Source organism: Nocardioides sp. B129/18 (assembly GCF_055282735.1).
This window is the reverse complement of sequence record NZ_JBUZJI010000008.1, coordinates 1-23,155: the sequence shown is the minus strand read 5'-3', so window position 1 is coordinate 23,155 and position 23,155 is coordinate 1. Positions and strand designations below refer to the sequence as shown.

Sequence of the window (23,155 nt, the reverse complement as noted above, 5' to 3'; positions counted from 1 at the left end):
TCGTTCTGGCAGCTGACCACGATGCCGGTGGGCGGGCCCGCTCGCGTCAGTCCTCGAGGTGCTCGATGTCGCGGAAGCCGGTGCGCTGGGCCCGCAGACCGCGGTTCGCGAACCACGTCACGACCCAGAGCACGACGCCGATGACGAGCAGGGATCCGGCGATCTTGTACTGGATCATGTCGGCCTCGAGCCGGGCCCACGGGCCGAGCAGGTAGAGGCACGCCACGGCGCCGAGCACCGGCACCGGGCCGGGCGCCTTGAAGCCGGTGTGCTCGGGATCGCGGCGGCGCAGCACCAGGCAGGCGACGTTGACGATGCTGAAGACCGCGAGCAGCAGGAGCGAGGTGGTGCCGGACAGCGCCGTCACGACGGTGCTCTCCGAGGAGAGCCGCACGTAGGTGATCAGGCCGAGCGCGAGCAGGGTGGTGAAGGCGATGGCGACGTAGGGCGCCTGACGGCGGTGGGACACCCGGCCGAGCGAGCGCGGCAGGACGTCCTGGCGGGCCAGGCCGTAGACCAGGCGGCTGGCCATCAGCATGTTGATGAGCGCGGTGTTCGCGACCGCGAAGACGGTCATGAACGGGAAGAACTTGTCGATCGGCAGGTCCGGCGCGCCGACCTTGACGACGTCGAGCAGGATGCCGGCCTCGCCGTTGGCGGCCGACTCCAGGATGCGGCCCTGCGGGATGACCGCGACGACCGTCATGGCGACGAGCATGTAGATGACCACGGCGATGCCGAGGCCGGTGAGCATCACCCGCGGGAAGATCCGCTCGGGGTCGCGGGTCTCCTCGACCATGTTCACCGAGTCCTCGAAGCCGACCATCGAGAAGAAGGCGATGGCGGTGGCCACCGTGACGGCCATGAACAGGCCCTTGTCGCTGGAGGACTCGAAGACCGTGACGCGCGAGAGGTCGCCCTCGCCGCGGCCCACGACGTAGACGCCGATGCCGATGACGATGGCCAGCGCGGCCATCTCCACCAGCGTCAGCACGACGTTGAACTTCACGCTCTCGCCGACGCCGCGCAGGTTGATCAGCGCCAGCACCACCATGAAGGCCAGCGCGACCAGCAGCGTCGCGGTGCTGCCGGTGGGGATGCCCGGGAGGATCTCGTCGAGGCCGATGAGCAGGTTCGCCGAGAGCAGGCCCGAGGACGTCGAGGCGCTGGTGATGCCCGAGCAGATGACCGTGAAGGCCACGAGGAAGGTGATGAAGTGGATGCCGAACGCCTTGTGGGCGTAGAGCGCGGCGCCGGCCGCCTGCGGATACTTCGTCACCAGCTCGAGGTAGGAGAAGGCGGTGAGGGTGGCCACGACGAACGCGACGAGGAACGGCAGCCACGCGACGCCGCCGACCTGGGTGGCCAGGCGTCCGGTGACGGCGTAGACGCCCGAGCCGAGGATGTCGCCGACGATGAACAGCAGCAGCAGGCCCGGGCCCATGACCCGCTTCAGGCCGGGACCATCGCCTCCGGCGTCCGGGGCTCCCGCGCTGCCATGGGTGTCTGTGCTGGGCGCCGACATGCGGCCTCCTGGTGCTCGTCGCTGATCCGTCGCCGCGGATCGATGAGGGGGGTAACCCACGGGCCCTACCCCGGGTGGCACCCCACCCAAACCCGTGGACTCGCTTCGTGACCGCACCGTAGTGACCGTGCGTCCGGAATGCGACGGGCCCTCCGCGGGGTTCGACCCCACATGAGCGCCTCCGACCTGCCTGCCGACCTGCCTGCCGACCTGCCCGCCACCACCCGCGCCGTCGTCGCCACCGCCTTCGGCGGACCCGAGGTGCTCGAGGTCGTCGACGTGCCCGTCGGCGCCCCCAGCCCGGACGAGGTGCGGGTGCGGGTGCACGCCGCGGGCGTGAACCCCGTGGACGCCAAGGTGCGCTCCGGGATGTTCGGCTCCGATCCCGCCGACCTTCCGCGCCGGCTCGGCTCGGAGGCCGCCGGCGTCGTCACCGCCGTCGGGGAGGGAGCGCCGTTTGCCGTCGGCGACGAGGTCGTGGCCTACCCGATCGGCGGCGCGTACGCCGAGGAGATCGTCGTCGCCTCCTCCTCGGTGGTCGCCAAGCCCGCCGGGCTCCCCTGGGCCGAGGCCGCCGGCCTCCTGCTGGTCGGCGCCACCGCCGAGCACGCGCTCACCGCCACCGCCGTCGCCGAGGGCGACACCGTGCTGATCCACGGCGGCTCGGGCGGCGTCGGCCTGCTTGCCGTCCAGCTGGCCGCCCTGCGCGGTGCCCGCGTGCTCGCCACCGCCAGCCCCGCCCGCCACGACCTGCTCCGCGAGCTCGGCGCCGAGCCGATCGCCTACGGCGACGGCCTCCTCGACCGCGTGCGCGCCGCCGCCCCCGACGGCGTCGACGCCGCCCTCGACCTGGTCGGCACCGCCGAGGCCCTCGAGGTCTCCCTCGCCCTGGTGCCCGTCGCCCGCATCGCCACCATCGCGAACTTCGACACCGCCCCTGCCGCCGGCGTCGCCGTCCTCGGCGGTGGCCCGGGCGCCGATCCCGGCACCGAGGTCCGCGCCGCCGCCCGTCCCGAGCTGCTGCGTCTGGCCGCCGAGGGCCGCCTGCGGGTCGTCATCGACGCCGTCCTGCCGCTCGACGAGGTCGTCGAGGCACACCGCCGCATCGACTCCGGCCACACCACCGGGAAGCTCGTGCTGGAGGTCTGAGCGCCTCCCGCCCGGCGACCGGGCTCGACAGGCTCGACCAGCGAGACCCGTCGGGAATCGAGCCAGCCGGGATCCCGGGCGCACCTCCAGCCCGGGACCGGGTCTGGTCACTGGCTGGGGTGATGGTCAGCGGGACGTCAGGGTGCGGGGGTCTCGACAGGCTCGACCAACGGGAGTTGGACGGTGCCGGTGGGGCCGCGTCGGAAGTGGACGCCGGTGGGGCTGGTCCACAGATGGTGCCCTGGATGCTCGGGGTCGGGGCGATAGCGCCAGCCGGAATGGGTCTTCGAGCGATGGTGATGCCGGCAGAGGCAGGCGAGGTTCCACGACGAGGTCGGGCCGCCGGTGTCGAACGGGTTGATGTGGTCGAGGTCGGCGCGCCGGGCGGGGCGGCGGCAGTGGGGGAAGACGCAGGTGCGGTCGCGGGCGATGACCTGCTCGCGGAGGAGGGGTGCGGCCTCGTAGGACTCGCAGTGCCGTTCGGCCGCCAGGTCGAGCACCGGCCGGATCGTGACCTTCGAGGCGTCCGCGCACCAGCCTTTCACCGCGTCCAGCAGCAACGGGGACCGCGTGGCCTCGAGCGTCGCGATGGGGCCGATCTCGCCGAGGGCGTCGGCGGAGAGGTGGACGTAGAGGACCGTCTCGCGTCGGCGTGTGGGTGCGGGGGTCTCGACAGGCTCGACCACCGACGGGTCTGGGAGGTCGAGGTGCTCCCGCCCGAGCTGTCCAGCAGCCCACGCACGACGTGCGTCGAGGGAGTCGGTCGAGCCGAGCGCGAGGGCCTGGTGGGCCAGCTCCGCAAGAGCGGCATCCAGGTCGATCGCATCTTCGCGGTCCATCCGGCCGTGCACGTCGACGGTGCCGTCGAGACTCGGCTGGTCGACCGCGACGTCGAAGCGCCGGTCGTCACGAGCCAGGCGTTGGCGCAGGGCCGCGAGGTCGGGATCGACCTGCTGCTCGGCGAGGTTGACCGCGTTCTCGATGGCCCGCCGCCCCACCGAGTGCGCATACGCCGCGAGCAGCTGATCCGCCCGCGCGGCCGCCTCGAAGGAGAGCACCATTGTCTGCTCGGTGATCCGCCGGACCTGGGCGACGGTTACCTCGCCCTCGACGAGCCGGGCCCACAGCCGCGGGAGACGCGTGCACGCCTCGAGAGCGTGGCCCACGTAGAACCGCCCGGAGTCCGTGGACATCCCGAGAGCGGCTGCGATCTCGTCGCAGCAGTACTCCGAGACCATCGGCGCACCAGGACCGGCGATCGCCACCTCGCAATGCGTGCCCACCAGGAACGCGGCGTCCATCTCATCGGCGACCGTGTGGGCGATTGCCCAGTCAGCGGCCAGCTGGAAGGCCTCCCGCTCCAGGGCCTCAGCACCCTGCTTGGCCTGCATCGCTGCGCGCAGCAGGTCGCTGTCGCGCAGGAGACGGGGCTTCCGAGTGGCCATGCCTCATTCTACTAGAACACCAGTTCGAAAGGAAGAGAATGTGCACAGGGATTCCGGGCGGGTGCGGGAGTCTCGACAAGCTCGACCACCGAGGCGCCGCTCGCCCACCGGGGCAGCGCACGCCCACCGGGACCATCGAAGCCGGCGCTCGCACACCGGCGGCGGCGCACCGACGCGGCGTCCCGGGGAACCGCCCTCCTAGGTGCGCCTTTCGACGCCAGGCGGACCAGGAAGCCGCCGACGGCCACAACGTCCCACGAACCACCCAGCGCGAGCCCGTTCGGTCACCTCACCCGAAGAACACCTGCGCCTCGGCGTACTCCTCGGGGCTGACCGTCTTCAGCTCCCCCGTGCCCTCGGCGAGCGGGACCCGCTCGATGCGGGTGCCGCGCAGCGCCATCATCGTGCCGAAGGCGCCGTCGGCGACGGCGTCGATGGCGTGGAGGCCGAAGCGGGTGGCCAGCCAGCGGTCGAAGGCGGTGGGGGTGCCACCGCGCTGCACGTGGCCGAGGACGACCGCACGGGCCTCCTTGCCGGTGCGGTGCTCGATCTCGGAGGCGAGGCGGTCGCCGATGCCGCCCAGGCGCACGTGGCCGAAGGCGTCCTTCTCCCCCGAGGTCAGCGTCATGCCGCTGCCGTCGGCGGGGACGGCCCCCTCGGCGACGACGATGATCGGGGCGTATTGGGTCTGGAAGCGGGTCTCGACGCGGGCGCAGACGGCCTCGATGTCGAAGGGCTGCTCGGGGATGAGCACCTCGCTGGCACCGCCGGCGATGCCGGAGTGCAGCGCGATCCAGCCGGCGTGACGACCCATCACCTCGACGACGAGCACCCGGTGGTGGGACTCGGCGGTGGTGTGGAGGCGGTCGATGGCCTCGGTGGCGATGTTGACGGCGGTGTCGAAGCCGAAGGTGAAGTCGGTGCCCGAGAGGTCGTTGTCGATGGTCTTCGGGACGCCCACGACGTCGACGCCGAGCTCGGCGAGGCGGGTGGCGACGCCGAGGGTGTCCTCGCCGCCGATCGCCACCAGCGCGTCGACGCCGTCGGCCGCGAGGTTCTCGCGGATCCGCTCGACGCCGCCATCGACGCCGAAGGGGTTGGTGCGCGAGGAGCCGAGGATGGTGCCGCCGCGCGGCAGGATGCCGCGGCACTGCTCGACGCCGAGCGGCATCGTCAGGCCCTCGAGCGGCCCGCGCCAGCCGTCGCGGTAGCCGACGAGCTCGAACCCGTGCCCCTGGACGCCCTTGCGCACCACGGCGCGGATGACGGCGTTGAGGCCGGGGCAGTCGCCCCCACCGGTGAGGACTCCGACTCGCATGCGGGTGTTCCCTTCGACGCTGGGCTCAAGGCTGGGTCGGGCACGGCGAGGCCGCCGTCCCGGTCACCGCGACGCTACCGGCGGCGCTACGGTTCGACCATGACCTTCTCGATCGTGGCCAGATCAGCGGACGGCGAGTCGTGGGGCGTCGCGGTCGCCTCGAAGTTCCTGGCGGTGGGCTCGGCGGTGCCGGCCGCCGTCGCCGGGGTCGGCGCGCTCGCCACCCAGGCCGACGCCAACGTCTCCTGGAAGGGCCTGGGCCTCTCGCTGCTCGACGAGGGCGCCACCGCGTCGGTGGCCCTCGAGCGGCTCGTCGAGGACGACGAGGGGCGCGACCACCGCCAGCTCGGCATCGTCGACGTCGAGGGCAACGCCGCCACCCACACCGGCCCGTCGTGCCTGAGCTGGGCCGGCGGCGTCACGGGTGCCGGCTACGCCATCCAGGGCAACACCCTGGCCGGCGAGGACGTCGTGCTCGCCATGGAGGCGGCCTTCCTGGAGGCCGACGAGACCCTCCCCCTCTCCGACCGGCTCTTCGCCGCGCTGGCGGCGGGCGACGCCGCGGGCGGCGACTCCCGCGGCCGACAGTCGGCGGCGATCCTGGTGGTGCGCGAGGGCGCCGGCTACGGCGGCCTCGACGACGTCGCGGTCGACCTGCGCGTCGACGACCACGCCGACCCCATCGGCGAGCTCGCCCGGCTCCTGGAGCTCCACGAGCTCTACCTCACCGCGTCCCGCGAGGACGAGAAGGTGGCCGTCACCCCCGAGCTCGAGGCCGAGCTGGAGGCGTTCGCCACCGCCGGCGGCCACCGCGACTTCCATGCCTGGGTCGGCACCGAGAACTACGAGATGCGCGTGGCCCCCGACCTCTCCTGGATCGACGAGCGGATCCTCGCGATCGTCCGCGGCACCCCGGCGTGACCCTCGCCGACTCCCCGGCGCTGCACGTCGAGCTGCGGCTCGACGGCGTCCGCGCCCGGCTCGGCGACGCCACCGCGGAGCAGGACCTCGACGGCTCGGGCGCGCTCGAGCCGCTGTGGCGGGCGGCCGTCGAGGTCGTGCTCGCGGTGCTGCGTGATGCGCCGCAGCCTCCGGAGGCGCTCGAGCTGCGCGGCGCCGTCGGCGTCCTGGCGCTCTGGGACGCCGAGACCCTCGGCGCGGCACGGCCCGCGCTTCCCGGCACCCCCGACGACCTCCTCGAGCGGGCCGGACGGATCGCCGCCGAGGAGCCGCACACCTGGGTGCACGTCACCGAGGGACGCTGCGCCCTCGGCCCGCTGGAGGCCTACCTCGTGGCGCGGCTGACGCGCGGCGCGTGGCACGCGGTGGCCCCGGAGGCGGCCTGGAGCACCGACGTCCTGACGGCCCTGGAGGATCTCGGCGTGCCCGACGACGCCCTCCCCGACGTCGACGCCGCTCCCCCGGCCCGCACCGACCCGCGGCTGCTCGACGGCCTCGCGGTGCCGGTGCTGCTCGGGTCGCCGCTCGCCTGAGTCACCGGCTGAGGCGCGCGACCTCGGCGCGGGCCTCCTCGACCGCGGGCTCGGCCTCGGCGAGGTCCTCGGCGGCGAGGTCGCGCGTCTCCTCGGCCTCGGCGAGAGCATCGTCGGCGGCCTCCGCCCGCGCCTCCTGCTCGGCGAGCCGACGACGCAGCTCCTCCAGCCCGGCCTCGACCTCGAGGGCATGCGCCGAGGCGACCTCGACCTCCTCCGCCGCCCGCTCGTGGGCGGAGGCGGCCCGCCCCCGCGCCTCCTCGGCGTCCGCGAGCGCCTCCCGGGCCGCCTCCCGCTCGCGCTCGCGGGCCGACTCGTCGACGACGACGTGCAGCTCGGGACGCCGCGGCTCGGCCGGGGGCTCGGGGACGGCGGGCGCGGCGAGGTGCCCCAGCGCCCCGGGCACGGCGACGGCCTCGCCGGCCGCGACGGGGTCGACCCCGGTGGCCGACAGCGCGGAGACCAGCAGTCCGCTGCGCACGGCCGCCGCGCAGCCGGGATCCAGGATCGCGGCGGTGAGGGTGGCCTCGACCTGGTCGGCGACGGCGTCGGTGATGCGGACGCCCCGTGACCCGGCGACGGCGCGGGCGCGTCCGGTGACGGCGGCGGTGAGCTGACGCCGCTGACGGGTCAGCGCGCGCAGCTCCTCGCCCGCCAGCCCCTCCTGGGCGACCCGCAGCGCCTGGCCCACCTCCACCACCTGGGCGACCTGGGCGTGCTCGACGCGCACCAGGAGGTTGACCACCCACGCGGCGAGGGTCGGGCGACGCAGGGTGCGGACGGCGTCGGAGAGCTCGCGGGCGTCGCCACGCAGCGCCCTGGCCCGGGCGTCGCGCTCGGCGGTGAACTCCCCCACCGGCAGCGCGTAGAGGCGCTCGGCCTCGGCGAGGAGGTCGTCCTCGAGGCTCACGGCGCCGCGAGCCGCTGCCAGCGACCGCGTCGATGGCCGAGCGGATCGTCGTCGTCGTCCACCTCGACCTCGGCCAGGCGGCAGGTGACCAGCACCGACCAGCCGACCTCGCGCTGCTCGACGAGCTCGACCCCTGCCCAGGCCGGGGTGCGCTCGGGGCGCGGGCCCCACGGGGTGTCGACGAACGGGGCCATCCGGAACGGCCCGCCCGGGGCCGGCGCGGTGCCGGCGAACGCCTCGGCCATCGCCCGGTCGTCCCAGCGCAGCGTGGAGACGACGGCGCGGCCGCCCTCGAGGAGCGCCTCGGCGAGGTCGGAGTCGGGGTCGAGCAGCGCCAGGACGGCCGGCTCCGGACCGGCGGCGATCATCAGCGAGGTGACGGTGAGCCCGGTGCGTCCGGCCGGCAGGGACGGCGCGGAGGCCGTCCACAGCGTGACGGCCCCGCCCAGTCGACCGCGCAGGCGTCGGACGGGGTCGGGCTCGGCGTCCGCGAACGGGTGCCCGGCGTGGATGGTCAGGAGGCGCGCCGCTCGCCGTCGGCCGGGGAGCCCTTGGCGTCCTTGGCGTCCTTGGCCGCCGACTTCGAGAGCTCCTTGGCGCGGCCGGCGTAGAGGTCGACGTACTCCTGCTGGGAGAGCCGCATGATCTCGTACATGATCTCGTCGGTGATCGAGCGCAGGATGTACCGGTCGTTCTCCAGGCCCTCGTAGCGCGAGAAGTCGAGCGGCTCGCCGAACCGGACGATGGGGCGGGTGTGCCGGCCGAACTTCTTGCCCGGGGGCGCGACGACGTCGGTGCCGACGACGGCCACCGGGATCACCGGGATCCCGGTCTCGAGCGCGAGCCGGGCGACGCCGGTCTTGCCGCGGTAGAGGCGGCCGTCGTGGGAGCGGGTGCCCTCGGGGAAGATGCCGAACAGGCCGCCCTCGCCGAGCACCTTCTTGGCCGCCAGCAGCGCGCCGGCGGCGGCGTCGGCGCCGCTGCGGTCGATGGGCACCTGGCCCGACCCGGAGAAGAACGACTTCTGCAGCCAGCCCTTGAGGCCCGGCGCGGTGAAGTACTCGGCCTTCGCGACGAAGGTGACGCGCCGCGGCAGCGTCAGCGGCATGAACAGCCAGTCGGAGTAGGAGAGGTGGTTGCAGGCGAGGATCGCCGGCCCGTCCTCGGGCACGTTCTCCAGGCCGGAGGCCTCGGGCCGGAACACCACGCGCAGCAGCGGACCCAGCGCCACCCACTTGAGGAACCAGTAGAACATCGCCCCGCCATCCCCCTGCTCACCTGCGCCGCTCGTCTGCGCGTCGATCCCGATCGGTCTGCCGTCACCCTAGTGCCACGGCGGACCCCGGAGGACCCCTGGACCACGTCAGGCAGAATCATCTCTCGTGGACCTCCTGCCCGGCGCCGAGCCGCTGTCCCTGCCCGCCCGCCCCGAGCTGACCGGCGGCCGCAGCGTCGGCGTGCTGCTCAGCCACGGGTTCACCGGCCAGCCGTCGTCGATGAAGCCGTGGGGCCACTACCTCGCCGAGCAGGGCTACGCCGTCGAGGTGCCGCGCCTGCCCGGGCACGGCACGACCTGGCAGGACCTCAACACCCGGCGCTGGGCGGACTGGTACGGCGAGCTGTCGGCGCGCTACGCCGACCTGCGGACGCGGTGCGACGCCGTCGTCGTCGCCGGGCTCTCGATGGGCGGCGGACTCGTGCTGCGCCTGGCCGCCGACCACGCCGGACCCGACGGCCCGGCCGGCGTCATCGTCGTCAACCCGGCCGTCGCCACGAAGCGTCTCGACGTCAAGGCGCTGCCGGTGATCAAGCACCTCGTCGGCTCGTTCCCCGGCATCGCCGGCGACATCAAGGCCCCCGGCGTCAGCGAGAACGGCTACGACCGCACGCCGCTCAAGGCCGCCCACTCGATGATGCAGGCCTGGGGGCCGCTGCGCGCCGATCTGCCGCGCATCACCGCGCCCCTGCTCTACCTGCGCTCCACCGTCGACCACGTCGTCGACGAGAGCTCCGAGCCGATCATCCTCGGCGGCGTGTCCTCCACCGACGTCTCCGTCGTGCGGCTCGAGGACAGCTACCACGTCGCCACCCTCGACCACGACGCCGAGCGCATCCACCACGGCTCGGCCGCCTTCATCGCCCGCGTGACCGGCCTGGTCGCGCCCACCGACTCGACCTCGGACTGAGCTGACGCCATGAGCGACCACCCCGGCGACCACACGGGCGACCACCCCGGAGACCCCGGCGACCAGCCCGGGACCCCGCCGTCCGACGACGACGCCTGGCGCTCGATCGTCGAGAACTACGGCGAGCGCCACGCCTTGGAGCCTGACGAGCCCCAGGACGGCCCGGCACGTCCCGACCCCTCGCCCTCGGCGTCCCTCGAGCGGCTCTTCCAGCCGTGGCGGGCCGCGGAGTGGGACGGCGAGCCCGCGGCCGGATCCGCCGACGCCGAGGACGCCGACGACCTCGACGAGGAGTTCGTCCCGCCGCCCCCGCCGCCGCTGCCGCGCCCGACCCCCGACCGCCTGCTCGCCTGGGTCGGCGTGCTCGGCTCCCCGATCGTGCTGCTCACGACGCTGCTCTTCCGCATCTCGGTGCCGCAGCTGCTCGCCTACGGGCTCGTCGGGTGGTTCATCGGCGGGTTCGTCTACCTCGTGGCGCAGATGCCCCGCGAGCCGCACGACCCGTGGGACGACGGCGCGCAGGTCTGATCGCCTGAGCGGGGTCGTCCCTCGCTCGACCCCGCGGTGACCCACCTCACCCCTTCGACGCGTGACGTCCGGGCTCCTCGTGACGACCAACGGTCAACAACGCAGAAGCGCCGACCATCCGGGCCGGCGCGGACTCACGAAGGGAATGCGTCATGAGCTTCATCGACAAGGCCAAGAACGCCGCCGAGGACGCGCTGGGCAAGGCCAAGGAGGTCGTCGGCGACGCCACCGACAACGACAAGCTCAAGGCCGAGGGCAAGGCCGACCAGGCCGAGTCCTCCGTCAAGGGCAAGGTCGAGGACGTCAAGGACGCCTTCAAGAAGTGACCCCGTCCGGGGGACGGCGGGCGACCGTCGTCCCCCGGGGATCCGGGCCCTCCCCCGCGCGGCCTAGGCTGGCGACATGGAGAAGCCCGAGATCGAGTTCCCCGCCTTCGACCCGCCCGCCGACCTGGTCGTCACCGACCTCACCGTCGGCGAGGGCCCGGAGGCCACCGCCGGCCAGACCGTGTCGGTCCACTACGTCGGCGTCGCCCACTCCACCGGTGAGGAGTTCGACGCCTCCTACAACCGCGGCGAGCCGCTGCGGTTCCGCCTCGGCATCGGCCAGGTCATCTCCGGCTGGGACCAGGGCGTCCAGGGCATGAAGGTCGGCGGCCGCCGACAGCTCGTCATCCCGCCGCACCTCGGCTACGGCGACCGTGGCGCCGGTGGCGTCATCAAGCCCGGCGAGACCCTCATCTTCGTCGTCGACCTGCTCGGCGTCTCCTGAGGCCCCAGCCGTCCTGGCGAGAGCCCCGTCCCCGACCGGACGGGGCTCTCGTGCGTCGTGCTCGCCGCGGGTGGCCCGACGCGCCACACTGACGCCATGACGCACTTCGGCGACCACCAGACCTCCATCTACGCCGCGGGGATGTTCCTCGGCGAGACGCCGGCCATCACCACCGACCTCACCCGCCTGGAGACCGCGGCCGCCGAGGTGCTCGACCCCGCCCCGCTCGGCTACATCGTCCCCAGCGCCGGCGGCGGGTCGACGGCCCGCGCCAACGTCGCGGCCTTCGAGCGGTGGCGCATCGTCCCGCGGATGCTGCGCGACCACGCCGTCCGCGACCTCTCCACCACGGTGCTGGGGACGCCGATGAGCGCGCCCGTGCTGCTCGGCCCGGTCGGCGTCCAGACCCTCGCCCATCCGGAGGGCGAGCTGGCCTCCGCCCGCGCCGCCGCCGCCCTCGGCCTGACGTTCGTGCACTCGACCCAGGCCAGCCACTCGATCGAGGAGGTGGCCGGGGCCTCCGGAGAGGGCCAGCGCTGGTACCAGCTGTACTGGCCCAACGACCCCGAGCTGTGCGAGAGCCTGCTGCGCCGCGCGCAGGCCGCCGGCTACACCACCCTCGTCCTCACCGTCGACACGACGCTGCTGGGCTGGCGTCCGCGCGACCTCGACCGCGGCTACCTGCCCTTCCTCGCGGCCGAGGGCATCGCCAACTACACCTCCGACCCCGTCTTCGCCGGCCGCCTGGAGAAGCCCTGGGACGAGGACCGCGGCGCCGCCGGCCTCGGGTTCGCCGCCGTGTTCCCCAACCCCGGGCTGTCGTGGGACCAGCTGCCGTGGCTGCGCGAGCGCTGGTCGGGGCCGATCCTCGTCAAGGGCATCCAGCACGTCGACGACGCACGCCTGGCCCTCGAGCACGGCGTCGAGGGCATCGTGGTGTCCAACCACGGCGGCCGCCAGGTCGACGGCGCCGTCGCCTCGCTCGACTGCCTGCCCGCCATCGCCGAGGCCGTCGGCGATCGGATGACCGTGCTCTTCGACTCCGGCGTCCGCTCGGGCCCCGACGTCCTCAAGGCGCTCGCGCTCGGCGCCGACGCCGTGCTCCTCGGCCGCCCCTACCTCTACGGCCTCGCCCTCGCCGGCCAGGCCGGCGTCGAGCACGTGCTGAGGTGCCTCCTCGGCGAGCTGGACCTGACGATGGCCGGATCCGGCTGGTCGACGCTCGCCGATCTCGGGCGGGAGTGCGTGGTGCGGGCGGGGACCCAGGAGTTCCCCGGCTGACCGGGGAACTTCTCCTTGGTCAGGGGAACTTCGGGCCTCTGACGCCCAACTTCCCCTGACCAATCTCGAGGCCGTCCACAGCCTGGGGACGCCGGACTACCAGGGCAGGTCGTCGAGCGCGCCCTCGTCGGCCACCCGCGCGGACTCCCCGGAGAGGGTGACGACGTCGCCCTTCACGAGCTGACGGCCGCGGCGGACGTCGACCTCGCCGTTCACCGACACCTGGCCGGCGGCGATGACGTCCTTGGCGACGGCGCCGGAGTCGACGAGGTTGGCCAGCTTGAGGAACTGGCCCAGACGGATGGACTCGTCGCTGATGGGGACGTCGAAGGGCTCGGCCACGGCTCCAGTCTCCCAGGCGCTCAGCCGAACAGCACGGCGAGGGCGTGGATGAGCACGCCGACCAGGCCGCCGACGATGGTGCCGTTGATGCGGATGAACTGCAGGTCGCGGCCGACGTGCAGCTCGATGCGGCGAGCGGCCTCGCGGCCGTCCCAGCGCTCGATGGTGCTGGTGATCACCGAGGTGAGCTCGCTGCCGTAGCGGTCGATCGCGAAGACCGCGGCGTCGGCGGCCAGGCCGTCGAGGCGGGCGCGCAGGGCCGGCTCCTCCTCCAGCCGCGTGGCGAAGCGGGCCAGCTCGAGGTGGAGGCGGCGACGGACCTCGCCCTGCTCGTCCTGCAGGGAGGCGACGAGGGCGCGCCGCAGCGCCTCCCACAGCGACACGAACGTCTCGACGACCTGCGGCTGGTCGAGGAGGCGATCCTTGAGCCGTTCGGCGCGGGCCATCGTGGCCTCGTCCTCGCGCAGGTCGCGGGCCAGCTGGGCGAGCATGGAGTCGAGCGCGGCGCGAGCCCGGTGCTGCGGCTGATCGCGGATGTCGGCGACCCAGCGCACCAGCTCGAGGTGCACCCGCTGGGTGACGCGCTCGTTGACGCTGGTCGGCGACCACCAGGGCGCGCGCTCGCCGAGCACCTCGGTGACGGTGTCGGGGTTGTCGACCAGCCAGCCGTGGAGCTCCTCGAGGGCGAGGTCGACCAGCCCGTGGTGCAGGTCGTCGCGCATCGCCTCGGCCAGCAGGTCGCCCAGCAGCGGGGCGATCGGCTCCTCGTGAAAGCGGGGCACGAGGGCGTCCTCGACGAGGCTGCGCACGTGCTCGTCGCGCACCTTGCGCAGGGCCACGGTGGCGACCTCGGCGACCTCGTCGACGACGCGCTGGGCGTGCTCGGGCCCCGACAGCCACCGGCCGACGCGGGCGGAGAGGTCGACGGCCGCCATCCGCTCGCGGATGATCTGCTCCTGAAGGAAGTTCTCGCCGACGAACTCCTCCAGCCCCCGCCCGAGGTCGTCCTTGCGCCGCGGGATCAGCGCCGTGTGCGGGATCGGCAGGCCGAGCGGATGGCGGAACAGCGCGGTGACGGCGAACCAGTCGGCCATCGCGCCCACCATCGACGCCTCCGCGCCGGCGTTGACGAAGCCCCAGAACCCGTCGCGGCCGAGGGTCGCCACGTAGACGACCGCGGCGAAGACCAGCAGGCCGAGGGCCAGGCCGCGCATCTGCCGCAGCTGGCGCAGCCGGACGGCGTCGGCGGCGGCGTCGCCGGAGGTCGCAGGCCCGGCCGGTGCGGCCGGTGCGGTGGCATCGGTGGGCCCCGGGGGCTCGGTGGGCTCGGTCGTGGGATCGGTGGTGGCGGTCATCGTGCTCCGATCATGTCGTACCGGCGCCCACCGGACGCCCACCCGCACGAGGACGTGGTCGCAGATGGGAGACTGCGCGCATGTCCGCGCCCCGCACCGTCATCACCTTCGGCACCTTCGACGTCTTCCACGTCGGGCACCTGCGGGTCATCGAGCGGGCCGCGGCGCTCGGCGAGCGCCTGGTCGTCGGCGTCTCCGCCGATGCCCTCAACCTGCGCAAGAAGGGCCGCGAGCCGGTGTTCAGCGAGTCCGAGCGGCTCGCGATCGTCGCGGCGCTCAAGCCGGTCCACGAGGTCTTCCTCGAGGAGAGCCTGGAGCAGAAGCGCGAGTACATCGAGCGCTTCGCCGCCGACGTCCTGGTCATGGGCGACGACTGGGCCGGCCGCTTCGACGAGTTCAACGACATCTGCGAGGTCGTCTACCTGCCGCGCACGCCGGCGATCTCCACGACCGCCCTCATCGAGAAGATCTCGGGCACCCCCTGACGCCTCCGCGGCCGGTGAGGCAAGGTGTCCCCATGCGTCACCGTCTCTCTCGGGCCCTGCCGCTGGCCGCCTCGGCCGCGCTCGCCCTCGCCCTGTCCCTCGCTCCCGGCACGGCGTCGGTCGCCGCCGACGGCCCGGACGCGGACGCCGCCACCGGGTCGCCCTCGACCGGCGCGGCCGTCGCCGCCCTGGCGCACGTCCGCTCCCTGCTGGCGCCGACCACCGCCCAGCGCTCCGCGCGGCCCTCCGGTCCGGCCGACGCCTCGGGCGACCTCACCCTGGCTCTGCGCGACCTCTCCCTGGTCCGCTCAGCGCTCACCGGCGACCAGCGGCGCGAGGCCGACGCGTTCCTGGCCCGCCCCACCGACGGCCTGGCCGACCCCTACCAGGACGGCTACCTGACGCCGGAGAGCAAGAAGTGCGGTCAGCGCTTCTGCCTCCACTGGGTCACCACCGGCACCGACGCGCCCCCGAACCAGGCCTGGGTCGACCGCACCCTCGCGGAGATGAACAAGGTCTACCGCGCAGAGGTCACCGACCTCGGCTACCGCGCGCCCACCAGCGACCGCACCGCCGCGAACAACGGCGGCGACGGCCGGTTCGACGTCTACCTCAAGGACGTCGGCTCGAAGGGCTACTACGGCTACTGCGCGCCCGAGCAGCAGGTCGGCTCCGGCCGCTCCTACTACGGCTTCTGCGTGCTCGACGACGACTTCGCCCAGAGCCAGTTCGGTGCTCCCCCGGCCAACAGCCTCGCGGTCACCGCCGCGCACGAGTTCTTCCACGCCGTGCAGTTCAACTACGACGCCGCCGAGGACCCGTGGCTGATGGAGTCGACCGCCACCTGGATGGAGGAGCAGGTCGCCGACGCCGTCAACGACAACCGCCAGTACCTCCCGCAGAGCTCCGTGGCCCGGCCCACCGTGCCGCTGGACCGCTTCGACGACGGCACCGGCGTCACCCAGTACGGCAACTGGACCTGGTGGCAGTACCTCAGCGAGCGCCTCGGCCGCAGCATCGTCAAGCGGGTGTGGGTGCAGGCCAGCCAGTACCCCGGCGAGGGCGGCAGGTCGTCGCTGCCCGCCATGCGCTCGGTGCTCGCCTCGGAGGGCACCCTGGCCAAGCGGTTCGCCTCCTACGCGGGGGCGAACACCGAGCCGCAGCACTTCTACTCCGAGGGCTCGGCGTGGCCGAAGGCGCGCATCACCGGCAGCACGTCGGTGGGCTCCTCCACGCGCAGCCGCACCTACTCCACCGCCATCGACCACCTCGCGGCCCACGACTACCGGATCGCCCCGTCCTCCAGCCTGACGAGCAGCCGCTGGGGCCTGCGGGTCAGCATCGCGGGCCCGTCCGCGAGCGCCTCGCCCTACGCCTCGGTCGTGGTGCGCAGCCGCAACGGCGCGATCAGCCAGTACTCGGTGCCGATCCGCAGCGGACGCGGCAGCGTCACCGTGCCGTTCTCGGCCGCCTCGATCCGCTACGCCACCGTCGCCGTCGCCAACGCCTCCACGCGCTACGTGTGCGGCAACGGCCCCGACACCGCCAGCTGCTCGGGCACCCCGGTCGACGACGACCGCGCGTTCCGCCTCACCGTCACCGCCGTGGTGCGCTGACGCTCACCGCGTCTTCACGCACGAGGGCCCCGCACCGCATCCGGTGCGGGGCCCTCGTGCATGCAGGGGTCAGCGGCGCTGGCGGTCGTCGCCGTGCCGACCGTGGCGCTGCTGCTGCCGGTGCTCGTGACGCTGGGCGCGCTGCTCGTGACGCTGCGCACGCTCCTGCTGACGCTGGGCGCGCTGCTCGTGACGCTGCGTGCGCTCGACCCGGCGCTCGTGACGCTGCGGCCGCTCGACCCGGCGCTCGACCCGGCGCTCGACCCGGCGCTCGACCCGGCGCTCAGCCCGGTCCTGGGCCCGCCCCTGGTGGCGCTGGGCCCGCGGGGCCCGGTGCGCGGCGGAGGCCGGGGTGCTGGCGTCGTCAGAGGCGTCAGAGGCGTGCGAGACGGCGGTGCGACGGCTGGTGGAGGTGCCGGAGGTGCCGGGCTTGCCGCCCAGCAGGACGCCGAGGAGGCCGCCGACGACGCCGGTGACGCCCCCGACCGTGCCGGTGAGGACGTCGACGACGGCGTCGCCCGCCTGGCCCACCGCGCCCACGGTGCCGCGGACGGCGCCGGTGACGGGGGTGAGCGCGTGGCCGGTGCGGCCGTCGAGGGTGTCGGTGAGGCCCTGCGCGACAGGATCGGTGATGCTCGAGACCGCGCCGGCGCGGGCCGCGGGCGTGCCCGGGTCGGTCGGCGTGGGCGTCGGGGTGGGCGTGGGCGTCGGGGTCGGCGTGGGCTGCGTCGACGGCGAGCTCGAGGGCGTCGCGGACGGGCTGGGCGAGGACGACGGGCTCTGCGGGGCGCCGGACGCGCCACCGCGGCCGGCGGTGCCGCCCGCGGCACCGGGGTCGGTGACGGTGCGGGCGGTGGCCTCGGGCCGCAGGAAGCTGGAGCGGACGACCTTCTGGGCCGCCGCGGTGACGGGGTTGGGCCCAGTGATCGCCGGGACGACGACCTCCTTGACCACGAGCGTGGCGGCCAGCACTACGACGAAGGCCACCGCGCCGAGGCCGAGGGCACCGTAGCCCAGTCGCACGTCGACGACGGCCCGGTTGCGAGATCGCCACCAGCGCAGGGTCACGGCCTCTCCTCTCAGGTCGATCGGTCGGCGGCCGATCAGGGCCCCGAGCCGCGCCGGACGCGGGTCGTCGGGCGGTGGCCCTGAGTCTAGGGAGCCCTCCTGCCTCGGAGACAGGCTCCGCGCGCCGGACCACCCGGGCAGGCCGGAGGAAATGTCCGATCGGATGACTCCGAGGGTGACCCGACCCGGGTCAGGCGCCCGTCGGGCCCCCGTCGGGCCCCCGTCAGGCCCCGCCGTCGCGTCCGGAGATGCGCGCGAGCATCTCGTTGTACGCCGTCAGCTCGGCCTCGTCGTCGCGGTCGGCCTGCCGGTCGCGACGCCGGGCCTCGCGGGTGTCGGTGCGGTACCACTGCGCGAGCAGGACGAAGAGCACCAGCACCATCGGCACCTCGCCGAGGGCCCAGGTGAGCGAGCCGCCGAGGTTCTGGTCGTCGAGCAGGTTGGTGGCGTAGCCGCGGTCGAGGAGCTCGTAGTACCGCCCGCCGATCACCGTCGAGCTGCCCATGACCGCGATCGCGAAGAAGGCGTGGAACGGCATGACCACCAGGCCGAGTCCGAGCCGGGCGAGGTGGCTGAGGCGGTGCGGGATCGGGGAGTCGCCGACCAGCACCTCGTAGTAGAGGCAGCCGGCCAGCAGGAAGTGCAGCTCCATGAAGCCGTGGCCGAGGTGGCTCTCCATGAGGTGCTCGAACAGGCCGCTGAAGTAGATGCCGTAGAGGCTGACCACGAAGATGCCGGCGGCGACCACGGGGTGGGTGATGATCCGGACGTACGGGCTGCGCAGCACCCCGGCCAGCCACTGCCGCGGCCCGCGGCCGCCGTCCTCGTCGGTGCCGGGCAGGGCCCGCAGCGCGAGGGTGACCGGCGAGCCGAGCACCAGCAGGATCGGCGCCATCATCGAGAGCACCATGTGCGAGGCCATGTGGGCGCTGAACATCACGTGCGAGTAGACGCCGAGGCCGCCGAGGGTGGCGTACGCGACGGCGAGCATGCCGAGCAGCCAGGCGATGGTGCGCAGCGGAGACCAGCGGGCCCCCCGACGTCGCAGGCTGGCGACGCCGACGAGGTAGGCGGTCGTGCCCAGCAGCACCACCAGCAGCCCGACGCCGGAGGCGGTGAACGACGTCAGCAGCCGCATCGCGGTGGGCGCGGGCGGCACCGGACCGCCCAGCAGCGACTCCGCGACGCCGGTGTAGACCTCGCCCTGCGGCGGAGGCGTGCGCGAGAGCGCGACGCCCAGGCCGATGGCCGCCGACATCAGGGCCAGCTCGCCCGCCGTGAGGACGAGGAGCGGCCGCAGGCCCCGGGCGTCCTCGGGCGCTCCCGCCCCGTCACCGGTGGAGCGCAGGTAGGCACCGCGCACCCGCACCGCGAGCAGGCCGATGCCGCCGAGCAGCACCACCTTCACCAGGACGCCGCGGCCGTAGTCGGAGGTGAGCAGCGGGCCGAGTCCGCCGAGGCGGACGAGCGCGTTGATGACGCCCGAGACCGCGACGACGCCGAAGCACCAGGTCGCGACCGAGGAGAAGCGCCGCGCGGCCATCCGGCGGGTGCGCGGGAGGTCGCCGACGTGCCACCACAGGGCGACGACACCGCCCACCCACACCGAGACGGCCAGGACGTGCACGATCAGGCTGATGACGGCCGTGTCGTGGCTGCCGGCGGCCGCCGCGTGCCCGGTGAGGGCCGGCGGGACGGCCGCGGCCAGCGCGCCGGCCAGCAGCCAGCCCGACTCCCGCAGCCGCAGCACCCAGCGCGACGACACGGCGACGACCAGCGCCAGCCCGGCCTGCACGAGCAGCGCCTGGCCCTGGTCGACCTGGCGGGCGAAGCCGTAGACGTCGCGCAGGTCGAAGCGGCTCAGCGGCACCGCGAACTGGTCGGACCAGGTCAGCACGAGCGCGGCGAGGGCCGCGACCGCCCAGCCCAGCGCCAGCGGCCGGACGGCGCGCACGGCCCGCAGACCGCGTCCGCGCAGGTCCTGGCCGCTCTCGGCGGTGACGGTCAGCAGCGGCACCAGCAGCGCCCCGGTGACCAGCACGCCGAGCGCGAGCGCGGCGCCGGTGGCCAGGGGCAGCGCCCACGAGGTGAGGCGCCCGGGGTCCGGCAGGCCTGCTGGCACGGGCACGTAGCCGCCGCCCCCGAGCCGCAGCATGAGGACGAGGGCGAGGAGTCCGGCCGCGGTGACCACGGCGGCCAGCCGGCTCCGGATGGACCGGACCGTGCGGACGTCAGGTGCGCTCACGCCTGGGTGCCCCCACGATCGGATCCGGCATCGGGACGGCGCCGCGAGAGCGCCCACAGTCCGCCGGCGACGACGACCAGGGCCACCGGGACGCCGACCAGCAGGGCCGCCGAGGAGCCGCCGGAGTCGCCGTCGCTCGGGGTGGCCGCAGCCGTGGAAGGAGCGGCATCGGAGGGCGCGGCATCGGAGGGCGCGGCGTCGGAGGGCGCGGCGTCGGGGCTGGCCATCGCCGTCGCCGACCCCGTGGTGCTCGCCGAGGGCGTGAGGGTCTCCGGCGCGGAGGCGCCGTCGGCGACGCTGAAGGACAGCTGGCCGGTGACGGGGTGGCCGTCGGCGGAGACCGCGCGGTAGGCCATCGTGTACGTCCCCGCGGGCAGGCCCGCGGCGAGGCGCTGGCTGACCACGGCGCCGTCGATGGTCGGCTTGCCCGAGGTGACGCTCGCGCCGTCGGGGCCGGTGACGACGACGTAGGCGGGGGCCGCCATGTCCTCGGAGAAGGTGAAGTCGACGCGTCCGGGCGCCGCGGTGAGGCGGGCGCCGTCGGAGGGGTCGGAGGACACCAGCGCGGCGTGGGCCGAGGCCGGGGAGGCCAGGGCGACGCCGAGCGCCATCGGCAGGCCGAACAGCGTCAGGAGCAGGACCGGCAGGAGGCGCCGGCGGGAGCGGTCGCGGCTCACAGCAGCGTGCTCCAGTAGTCCCAGAACCGCACGAGGATCGCGATGCCGAACCCGAGATACCAGAGCACCACGATGAGGAATCGGACGTCGAAGAGCACCGCGGCGACGTCGCTGTCGGGACGCAGCTCGCGCACCGTCAGCGTCCAGGTCCACACCGAGAGCAGCAGGGTGACGGCCCACACGACCATGCACCAGGGGCACAGCGCGCCGATCTCGTAAAGCGACTGGTAGGCCAGCCAGTGCACGAAGACGACGCCGGCCAGCGCGCCGCCGGCCAGGCCGATCTGCATCCACCGCGGCGGGTGCACCCCGCTGGCGTACAGGACGCCCATCGTCACCACGATGCTGAAGCCGATCAGGCCGAGCATCGGGTTGGGGAACCCGAAGACCGACGCCTGGTCGGTGACCATCACCGAGCCGCACGAGAGCACGGGGTTGATGTCGCAGGAGGGCCGGAAGTCCGGGTTCTGCAGGATCTTGACCTTGTCGACCATCAGCGTGAACGCGGCCGCGAGGCCGATCCCGCCGAGCACGATCAGGGCGATGCCGTAGGCGCGCCACGAGGGCAGCGGACGCCCGGAGGCGTCGAGGCGGTCGTCGTCGGGCAGGTCGGGGTCCTCCGGCCGCGAGGTCGTCAGGGTCTGGCTCATCGGGTCCACTGTGACACTCCCCCCGCTCACTTCGCCAAGGCGGCGTCGACGGCGGCCTTGACGGCGGCCGGCGCCGGGTTGGAGAGCGGCTTCCCGTCGAGGTAGATCGTCGGCGTGCCGGTGCCGCCGCCGTCGAAGAAGTCCTGGGTGGTCGCGGCCGTCCAGTCCTCGTAGCGACGGTCCTGGATGCAGGAGGAGACGTCCTTCGCGCCCGCCTTCTCGGCCAGGCTGATCAGGGTGGAGTCGGGCAGGCCGTCGCCGCCCTCGGGCGGCTGCTGGTCGAAGAGCGAGCGGTGGAAGGCCAGCCAGACCTCGCTGCCCGAGGGCATCACGCACGCCGAGGCGTTCAGCGCCCGGGTGGAGTACTGGGTGCTCGACTGCCGGTCGAGGAAGGCGACGCCGCGGTACTCGACACGGACGTCCTGGGACTGCGCGTACTGCGCGAGGAGCTCACGGCCCCCGGACTCCTCGAACTGTCGGCAGATCGGGCACTGGAAGTCCTCGACGACCTGCAGGGTGACCTTCGGCTTCGCCGAGGAGGAGGCCGCGGCGCCCACGGCGAAGGAGCCGTCGGCGGAGACCTGCGCGGGAGCGGAGACGTCGGAGGCGGTGGGCTTGTCGTCGCCGCTGCGCAGCGCCAGCACCGTGACGCCGACGGCGATCAGCACGACGACGAGGCCGATCGCCGACTGCACCAGCAGGCGGCGCCGCAGCTGCGCACGACGCTGCACCTTCAGGGCCGCGGCGGCGTTCTCGCGACGCTGTCGAGCGGCATCGGCGCGCCTGCCCTCGTCGTCGGGCAGCGGCGGGAGGTTCGGGGAGTTCTTGGCCATCGAGGGCTCCTGGTCCTGATCGGTGGTGCTGGGTCAAGTGTGTCGCGCCGGTGGTCGTGCGCGTGGTGGTGCGGTGGTCGTGCGGTGGTCGTGCGGGTGGTCGTGCGGGAACCGGGTGGTCGGGGTCGCGGAGCCGCGCTCAGGCGAGGAGGGCGGCGCCCACCACCTCCCCCTCGGCGGCCCCGGGCGGCACGAGGTAGACCCCCGAGCCGATGGCGCTGATCCACTGGTTGAGGCGATCCTGGGCGGCCAGCCGCCGCTGGACGGGGACGAACTGCCGCGCGACGTCGGCGCAGAACGCGACGAACACCAGGCCGGCGTCCTCCCCCGTCGGCCGCGAGGCGTCCGGGACGACGTAGTTGTAGGGCCTGCGCAGGAACCGCTCGCGCGGATCGCTGCTGTGGGCGCGCGCGACGTGACTGGCCGGATCGATCACCGGCAGGCCCAGGTCGTCGACGGCCTCGAGGTCGAGCGGATCGTCCTCGTGCTCGCCGGTCAGGGGCGCCCCGGTGGCGAGTCGACGGCCGATCACCGCCTCGCGACCGACGCGGTCGACGGCGTCCCAGGTGTCGAGGAGGGTGCGGATGCGCCGCACCACCATCGTGGTGGCGCCCTCGAGCCCGGCCCGTCGCGACCACAGCAGCGAGGCGAAGTCCGCGTCGGTCTCCTGCGGGTTGCCGGTGCCGTCGACCTGCCCCATGACGTTGCGCATCGACGCCCCCGCGGCGTCCATGCCGGCCCCGCGCCGGAAGCCGTCCTGGATCCAGCGCACGCGGGTGAACGCGGCGGCGTCCTTGAGCAGCATCCGACGGGCGTGGGCCAGCGTGATCGGGTCGTCGCAGCACAGCTGGACGGCGAGGTCGCTCTGGCCCCACTCCGGACGGAGACGGTCGGTGCGGAAGGCCGGCAGCGGCGCCAGCGCGTCGGGCCTCCCGAGCAGGTCGCTCATCACCGCGGGACCCAGGCCCAGGGTGACCGTCAGCCGGGCCGGGCGGGCGGCGAGCTCGGGCTCGGAGTCGGCCAGCGCCGGCAGGCCGACGCTCAGGCGACGGGCGTCGTCGCTGAGCAGCCCGAGCAGGCGTCCGAGGCCGGCGCGGTCGACGCCGCGGCGCAGGTCCAGCCCCAGCAGGGACAGGTGGGCCTGCGGCGGGGTCGTGACGCCGGCCTGGTGGGGGCCGTGGAACGGCACGAGCGCCGCTCCCGGCTCGGGTCCGAGGGGCGTCGCGCCGGTCGAGGTGCGCGGCGGCGCCTGGGCCGGGCCCGTGGAGCCCGTGCCCG

24 protein-coding genes are annotated in these 23,155 nt (G+C 74.1%); 10 read left to right on the top strand and 14 right to left on the bottom strand.

The genetic code is table 11. The features are described 5' to 3' along the window. Nucleotides 1-46: 46 nt before the first annotated feature. Nucleotides 47-1,444: an APC family permease gene (locus tag ACZDWJ_RS07860; RefSeq protein ID WP_463520384.1), complete on the bottom strand. Its 1,398-nt coding sequence runs from the start codon at nt 1,442-1,444 to the stop codon at nt 47-49. A gap of 252 nt (nt 1,445-1,696) precedes the next feature. Between ACZDWJ_RS07860 and ACZDWJ_RS07855 the strand changes: the two genes are divergently transcribed. Further along, a complete protein-coding gene (locus ACZDWJ_RS07855; RefSeq protein WP_463520383.1) occupies nt 1,697-2,674 on the top strand; it encodes a quinone oxidoreductase family protein in 978 nt (325 codons plus the stop codon). Nucleotides 2,675-2,811: 137 nt separating this feature from the next. Here the strand turns inward: ACZDWJ_RS07855 and ACZDWJ_RS07850 are convergent, their stop codons facing one another. Then, complete coding sequence (locus tag ACZDWJ_RS07850) at nt 2,812-4,119, bottom strand: HNH endonuclease signature motif containing protein (protein ID WP_463520382.1); 1,308 nt, start codon at nt 4,117-4,119, stop codon at nt 2,812-2,814. Nucleotides 4,120-4,408: 289 nt separating this feature from the next. Next, nucleotides 4,409-5,437, bottom strand: coding sequence for a 6-phosphofructokinase (locus tag ACZDWJ_RS07845; RefSeq protein WP_463520381.1), 1,029 nt, complete (start codon nt 5,435-5,437; stop codon nt 4,409-4,411). 99 nt (nt 5,438-5,536) lie between these two features. Here ACZDWJ_RS07845 and ACZDWJ_RS07840 point away from each other — a divergent pair, with 99 nt between their 5' ends. Both ACZDWJ_RS07840 and ACZDWJ_RS07835 read left to right on the top strand, forming a co-directional pair. Further along, a complete protein-coding gene (locus ACZDWJ_RS07840; protein ID WP_463520380.1) occupies nt 5,537-6,358 on the top strand; it encodes a DUF1028 domain-containing protein in 822 nt (273 codons plus the stop codon). Further along, complete coding sequence (locus tag ACZDWJ_RS07835; RefSeq protein WP_463520379.1) at nt 6,355-6,930, top strand: hypothetical protein; 576 nt, start codon at nt 6,355-6,357, stop codon at nt 6,928-6,930. Before ACZDWJ_RS07840 ends, ACZDWJ_RS07835 begins: the two co-directional genes overlap by 4 nt. Before the next feature lies 1 nt (nt 6,931). Here the strand turns inward: ACZDWJ_RS07835 and ACZDWJ_RS07830 are convergent, their stop codons facing one another. The 3 genes from ACZDWJ_RS07830 to ACZDWJ_RS07820 all read right to left on the bottom strand — a co-directional run bounded on the left by ACZDWJ_RS07830 (nt 6,932) and on the right by ACZDWJ_RS07820 (nt 9,095). Further along, entirely contained in the window at nt 6,932-7,840 is a 909-nt protein-coding gene (locus tag ACZDWJ_RS07830; RefSeq protein WP_463520378.1) for a hypothetical protein, read from the bottom strand. After that, nucleotides 7,837-8,289 carry a flavin reductase gene (locus ACZDWJ_RS07825; protein WP_463520508.1) on the bottom strand — a complete coding sequence of 151 codons (453 nt, stop codon included), beginning with the start codon at nt 8,287-8,289 and terminating at the stop codon, nt 7,837-7,839. Before ACZDWJ_RS07825 ends, ACZDWJ_RS07830 begins: the two co-directional genes overlap by 4 nt. A 65-nt stretch (nt 8,290-8,354) precedes the next feature. Continuing rightward, nucleotides 8,355-9,095 carry a lysophospholipid acyltransferase family protein gene (locus ACZDWJ_RS07820; RefSeq protein ID WP_463520377.1) on the bottom strand — a complete coding sequence of 247 codons (741 nt, stop codon included), beginning with the start codon at nt 9,093-9,095 and terminating at the stop codon, nt 8,355-8,357. Nucleotides 9,096-9,222: 127 nt separating this feature from the next. Between ACZDWJ_RS07820 and ACZDWJ_RS07815 the strand changes: the two genes are divergently transcribed. The 5 genes from ACZDWJ_RS07815 to ACZDWJ_RS07795 all read left to right on the top strand — a co-directional run bounded on the left by ACZDWJ_RS07815 (nt 9,223) and on the right by ACZDWJ_RS07795 (nt 12,606). Continuing rightward, complete coding sequence (locus ACZDWJ_RS07815; protein ID WP_463520376.1) at nt 9,223-10,026, top strand: alpha/beta hydrolase; 804 nt, start codon at nt 9,223-9,225, stop codon at nt 10,024-10,026. 9 nt (nt 10,027-10,035) lie between these two features. Next, nucleotides 10,036-10,554, top strand: coding sequence for a hypothetical protein (locus tag ACZDWJ_RS07810; protein ID WP_463520375.1), 519 nt, complete (start codon nt 10,036-10,038; stop codon nt 10,552-10,554). 152 nt (nt 10,555-10,706) lie between these two features. Further along, nucleotides 10,707-10,880, top strand: a complete 174-nt coding sequence (locus tag ACZDWJ_RS07805) for a CsbD family protein (RefSeq protein WP_463520374.1) — start codon at nt 10,707-10,709, stop codon at nt 10,878-10,880. Between the two features lie 76 nt (nt 10,881-10,956). Continuing rightward, nucleotides 10,957-11,325, top strand: coding sequence for an FKBP-type peptidyl-prolyl cis-trans isomerase (locus ACZDWJ_RS07800; protein WP_463520373.1), 369 nt, complete (start codon nt 10,957-10,959; stop codon nt 11,323-11,325). Between the two features lie 96 nt (nt 11,326-11,421). Next, on the top strand, nt 11,422-12,606 hold the full coding sequence (locus ACZDWJ_RS07795; RefSeq protein ID WP_463520372.1) for an alpha-hydroxy-acid oxidizing protein: 1,185 nt from the start codon (nt 11,422-11,424) through the stop codon (nt 12,604-12,606). A 96-nt stretch (nt 12,607-12,702) separates the two neighbouring features. Here ACZDWJ_RS07795 and ACZDWJ_RS07790 read toward each other — a convergent pair whose 3' ends face one another. Both ACZDWJ_RS07790 and ACZDWJ_RS07785 read right to left on the bottom strand, forming a co-directional pair. Continuing rightward, nucleotides 12,703-12,948 carry an RNA-binding S4 domain-containing protein gene (locus ACZDWJ_RS07790; RefSeq protein WP_463520371.1) on the bottom strand — a complete coding sequence of 82 codons (246 nt, stop codon included), beginning with the start codon at nt 12,946-12,948 and terminating at the stop codon, nt 12,703-12,705. 20 nt (nt 12,949-12,968) lie between these two features. Continuing rightward, a complete protein-coding gene (locus tag ACZDWJ_RS07785; protein WP_463520370.1) occupies nt 12,969-14,303 on the bottom strand; it encodes a DUF445 domain-containing protein in 1,335 nt (444 codons plus the stop codon). 80 nt (nt 14,304-14,383) lie between these two features. On the opposite strand from ACZDWJ_RS07785, the gene ACZDWJ_RS07780 reads away from it, so the two are divergent. Together ACZDWJ_RS07780 and ACZDWJ_RS07775 are read left to right on the top strand one after the other, a co-directional pair. Beyond that, the gene (locus ACZDWJ_RS07780) at nt 14,384-14,788 is read left to right on the top strand and encodes an adenylyltransferase/cytidyltransferase family protein (RefSeq protein WP_463520369.1); all 405 of its coding nucleotides are present in this window, start codon (nt 14,384-14,386) and stop codon (nt 14,786-14,788) included. A gap of 32 nt (nt 14,789-14,820) precedes the next feature. Continuing rightward, the gene (locus tag ACZDWJ_RS07775) at nt 14,821-16,404 is read left to right on the top strand and encodes an MXAN_6640 family putative metalloprotease (RefSeq protein ID WP_463520368.1); all 1,584 of its coding nucleotides are present in this window, start codon (nt 14,821-14,823) and stop codon (nt 16,402-16,404) included. Between the two features lie 69 nt (nt 16,405-16,473). Here ACZDWJ_RS07775 and ACZDWJ_RS07770 read toward each other — a convergent pair whose 3' ends face one another. The 6 genes from ACZDWJ_RS07770 to ACZDWJ_RS07745 all read right to left on the bottom strand — a co-directional run. Then, entirely contained in the window at nt 16,474-17,472 is a 999-nt protein-coding gene (locus ACZDWJ_RS07770; RefSeq protein ID WP_463520367.1) for a hypothetical protein, read from the bottom strand. A 223-nt stretch (nt 17,473-17,695) separates the two neighbouring features. After that, complete coding sequence (locus ACZDWJ_RS07765) at nt 17,696-19,717, bottom strand: cytochrome c oxidase assembly protein (protein ID WP_463520366.1); 2,022 nt, start codon at nt 19,715-19,717, stop codon at nt 17,696-17,698. Further along, nucleotides 19,714-20,394, bottom strand: a complete 681-nt coding sequence (locus ACZDWJ_RS07760) for a copper resistance CopC family protein (protein WP_463520365.1) — start codon at nt 20,392-20,394, stop codon at nt 19,714-19,716. The genes ACZDWJ_RS07765 and ACZDWJ_RS07760 overlap by 4 nt, the downstream gene beginning before the upstream one ends. Further along, nucleotides 20,391-21,044 carry a vitamin K epoxide reductase family protein gene (locus ACZDWJ_RS07755; protein WP_463520364.1) on the bottom strand — a complete coding sequence of 218 codons (654 nt, stop codon included), beginning with the start codon at nt 21,042-21,044 and terminating at the stop codon, nt 20,391-20,393. Before ACZDWJ_RS07755 ends, ACZDWJ_RS07760 begins: the two co-directional genes overlap by 4 nt. A 26-nt stretch (nt 21,045-21,070) precedes the next feature. Beyond that, a complete protein-coding gene (locus tag ACZDWJ_RS07750) occupies nt 21,071-21,877 on the bottom strand; it encodes a DsbA family protein (protein ID WP_463520363.1) in 807 nt (268 codons plus the stop codon). A 139-nt stretch (nt 21,878-22,016) separates the two neighbouring features. Then, nucleotides 22,017-23,155: Dyp-type peroxidase (locus ACZDWJ_RS07745; protein WP_463520362.1), on the bottom strand; the 1,139-nt coding region annotated here is incomplete at its 5' end.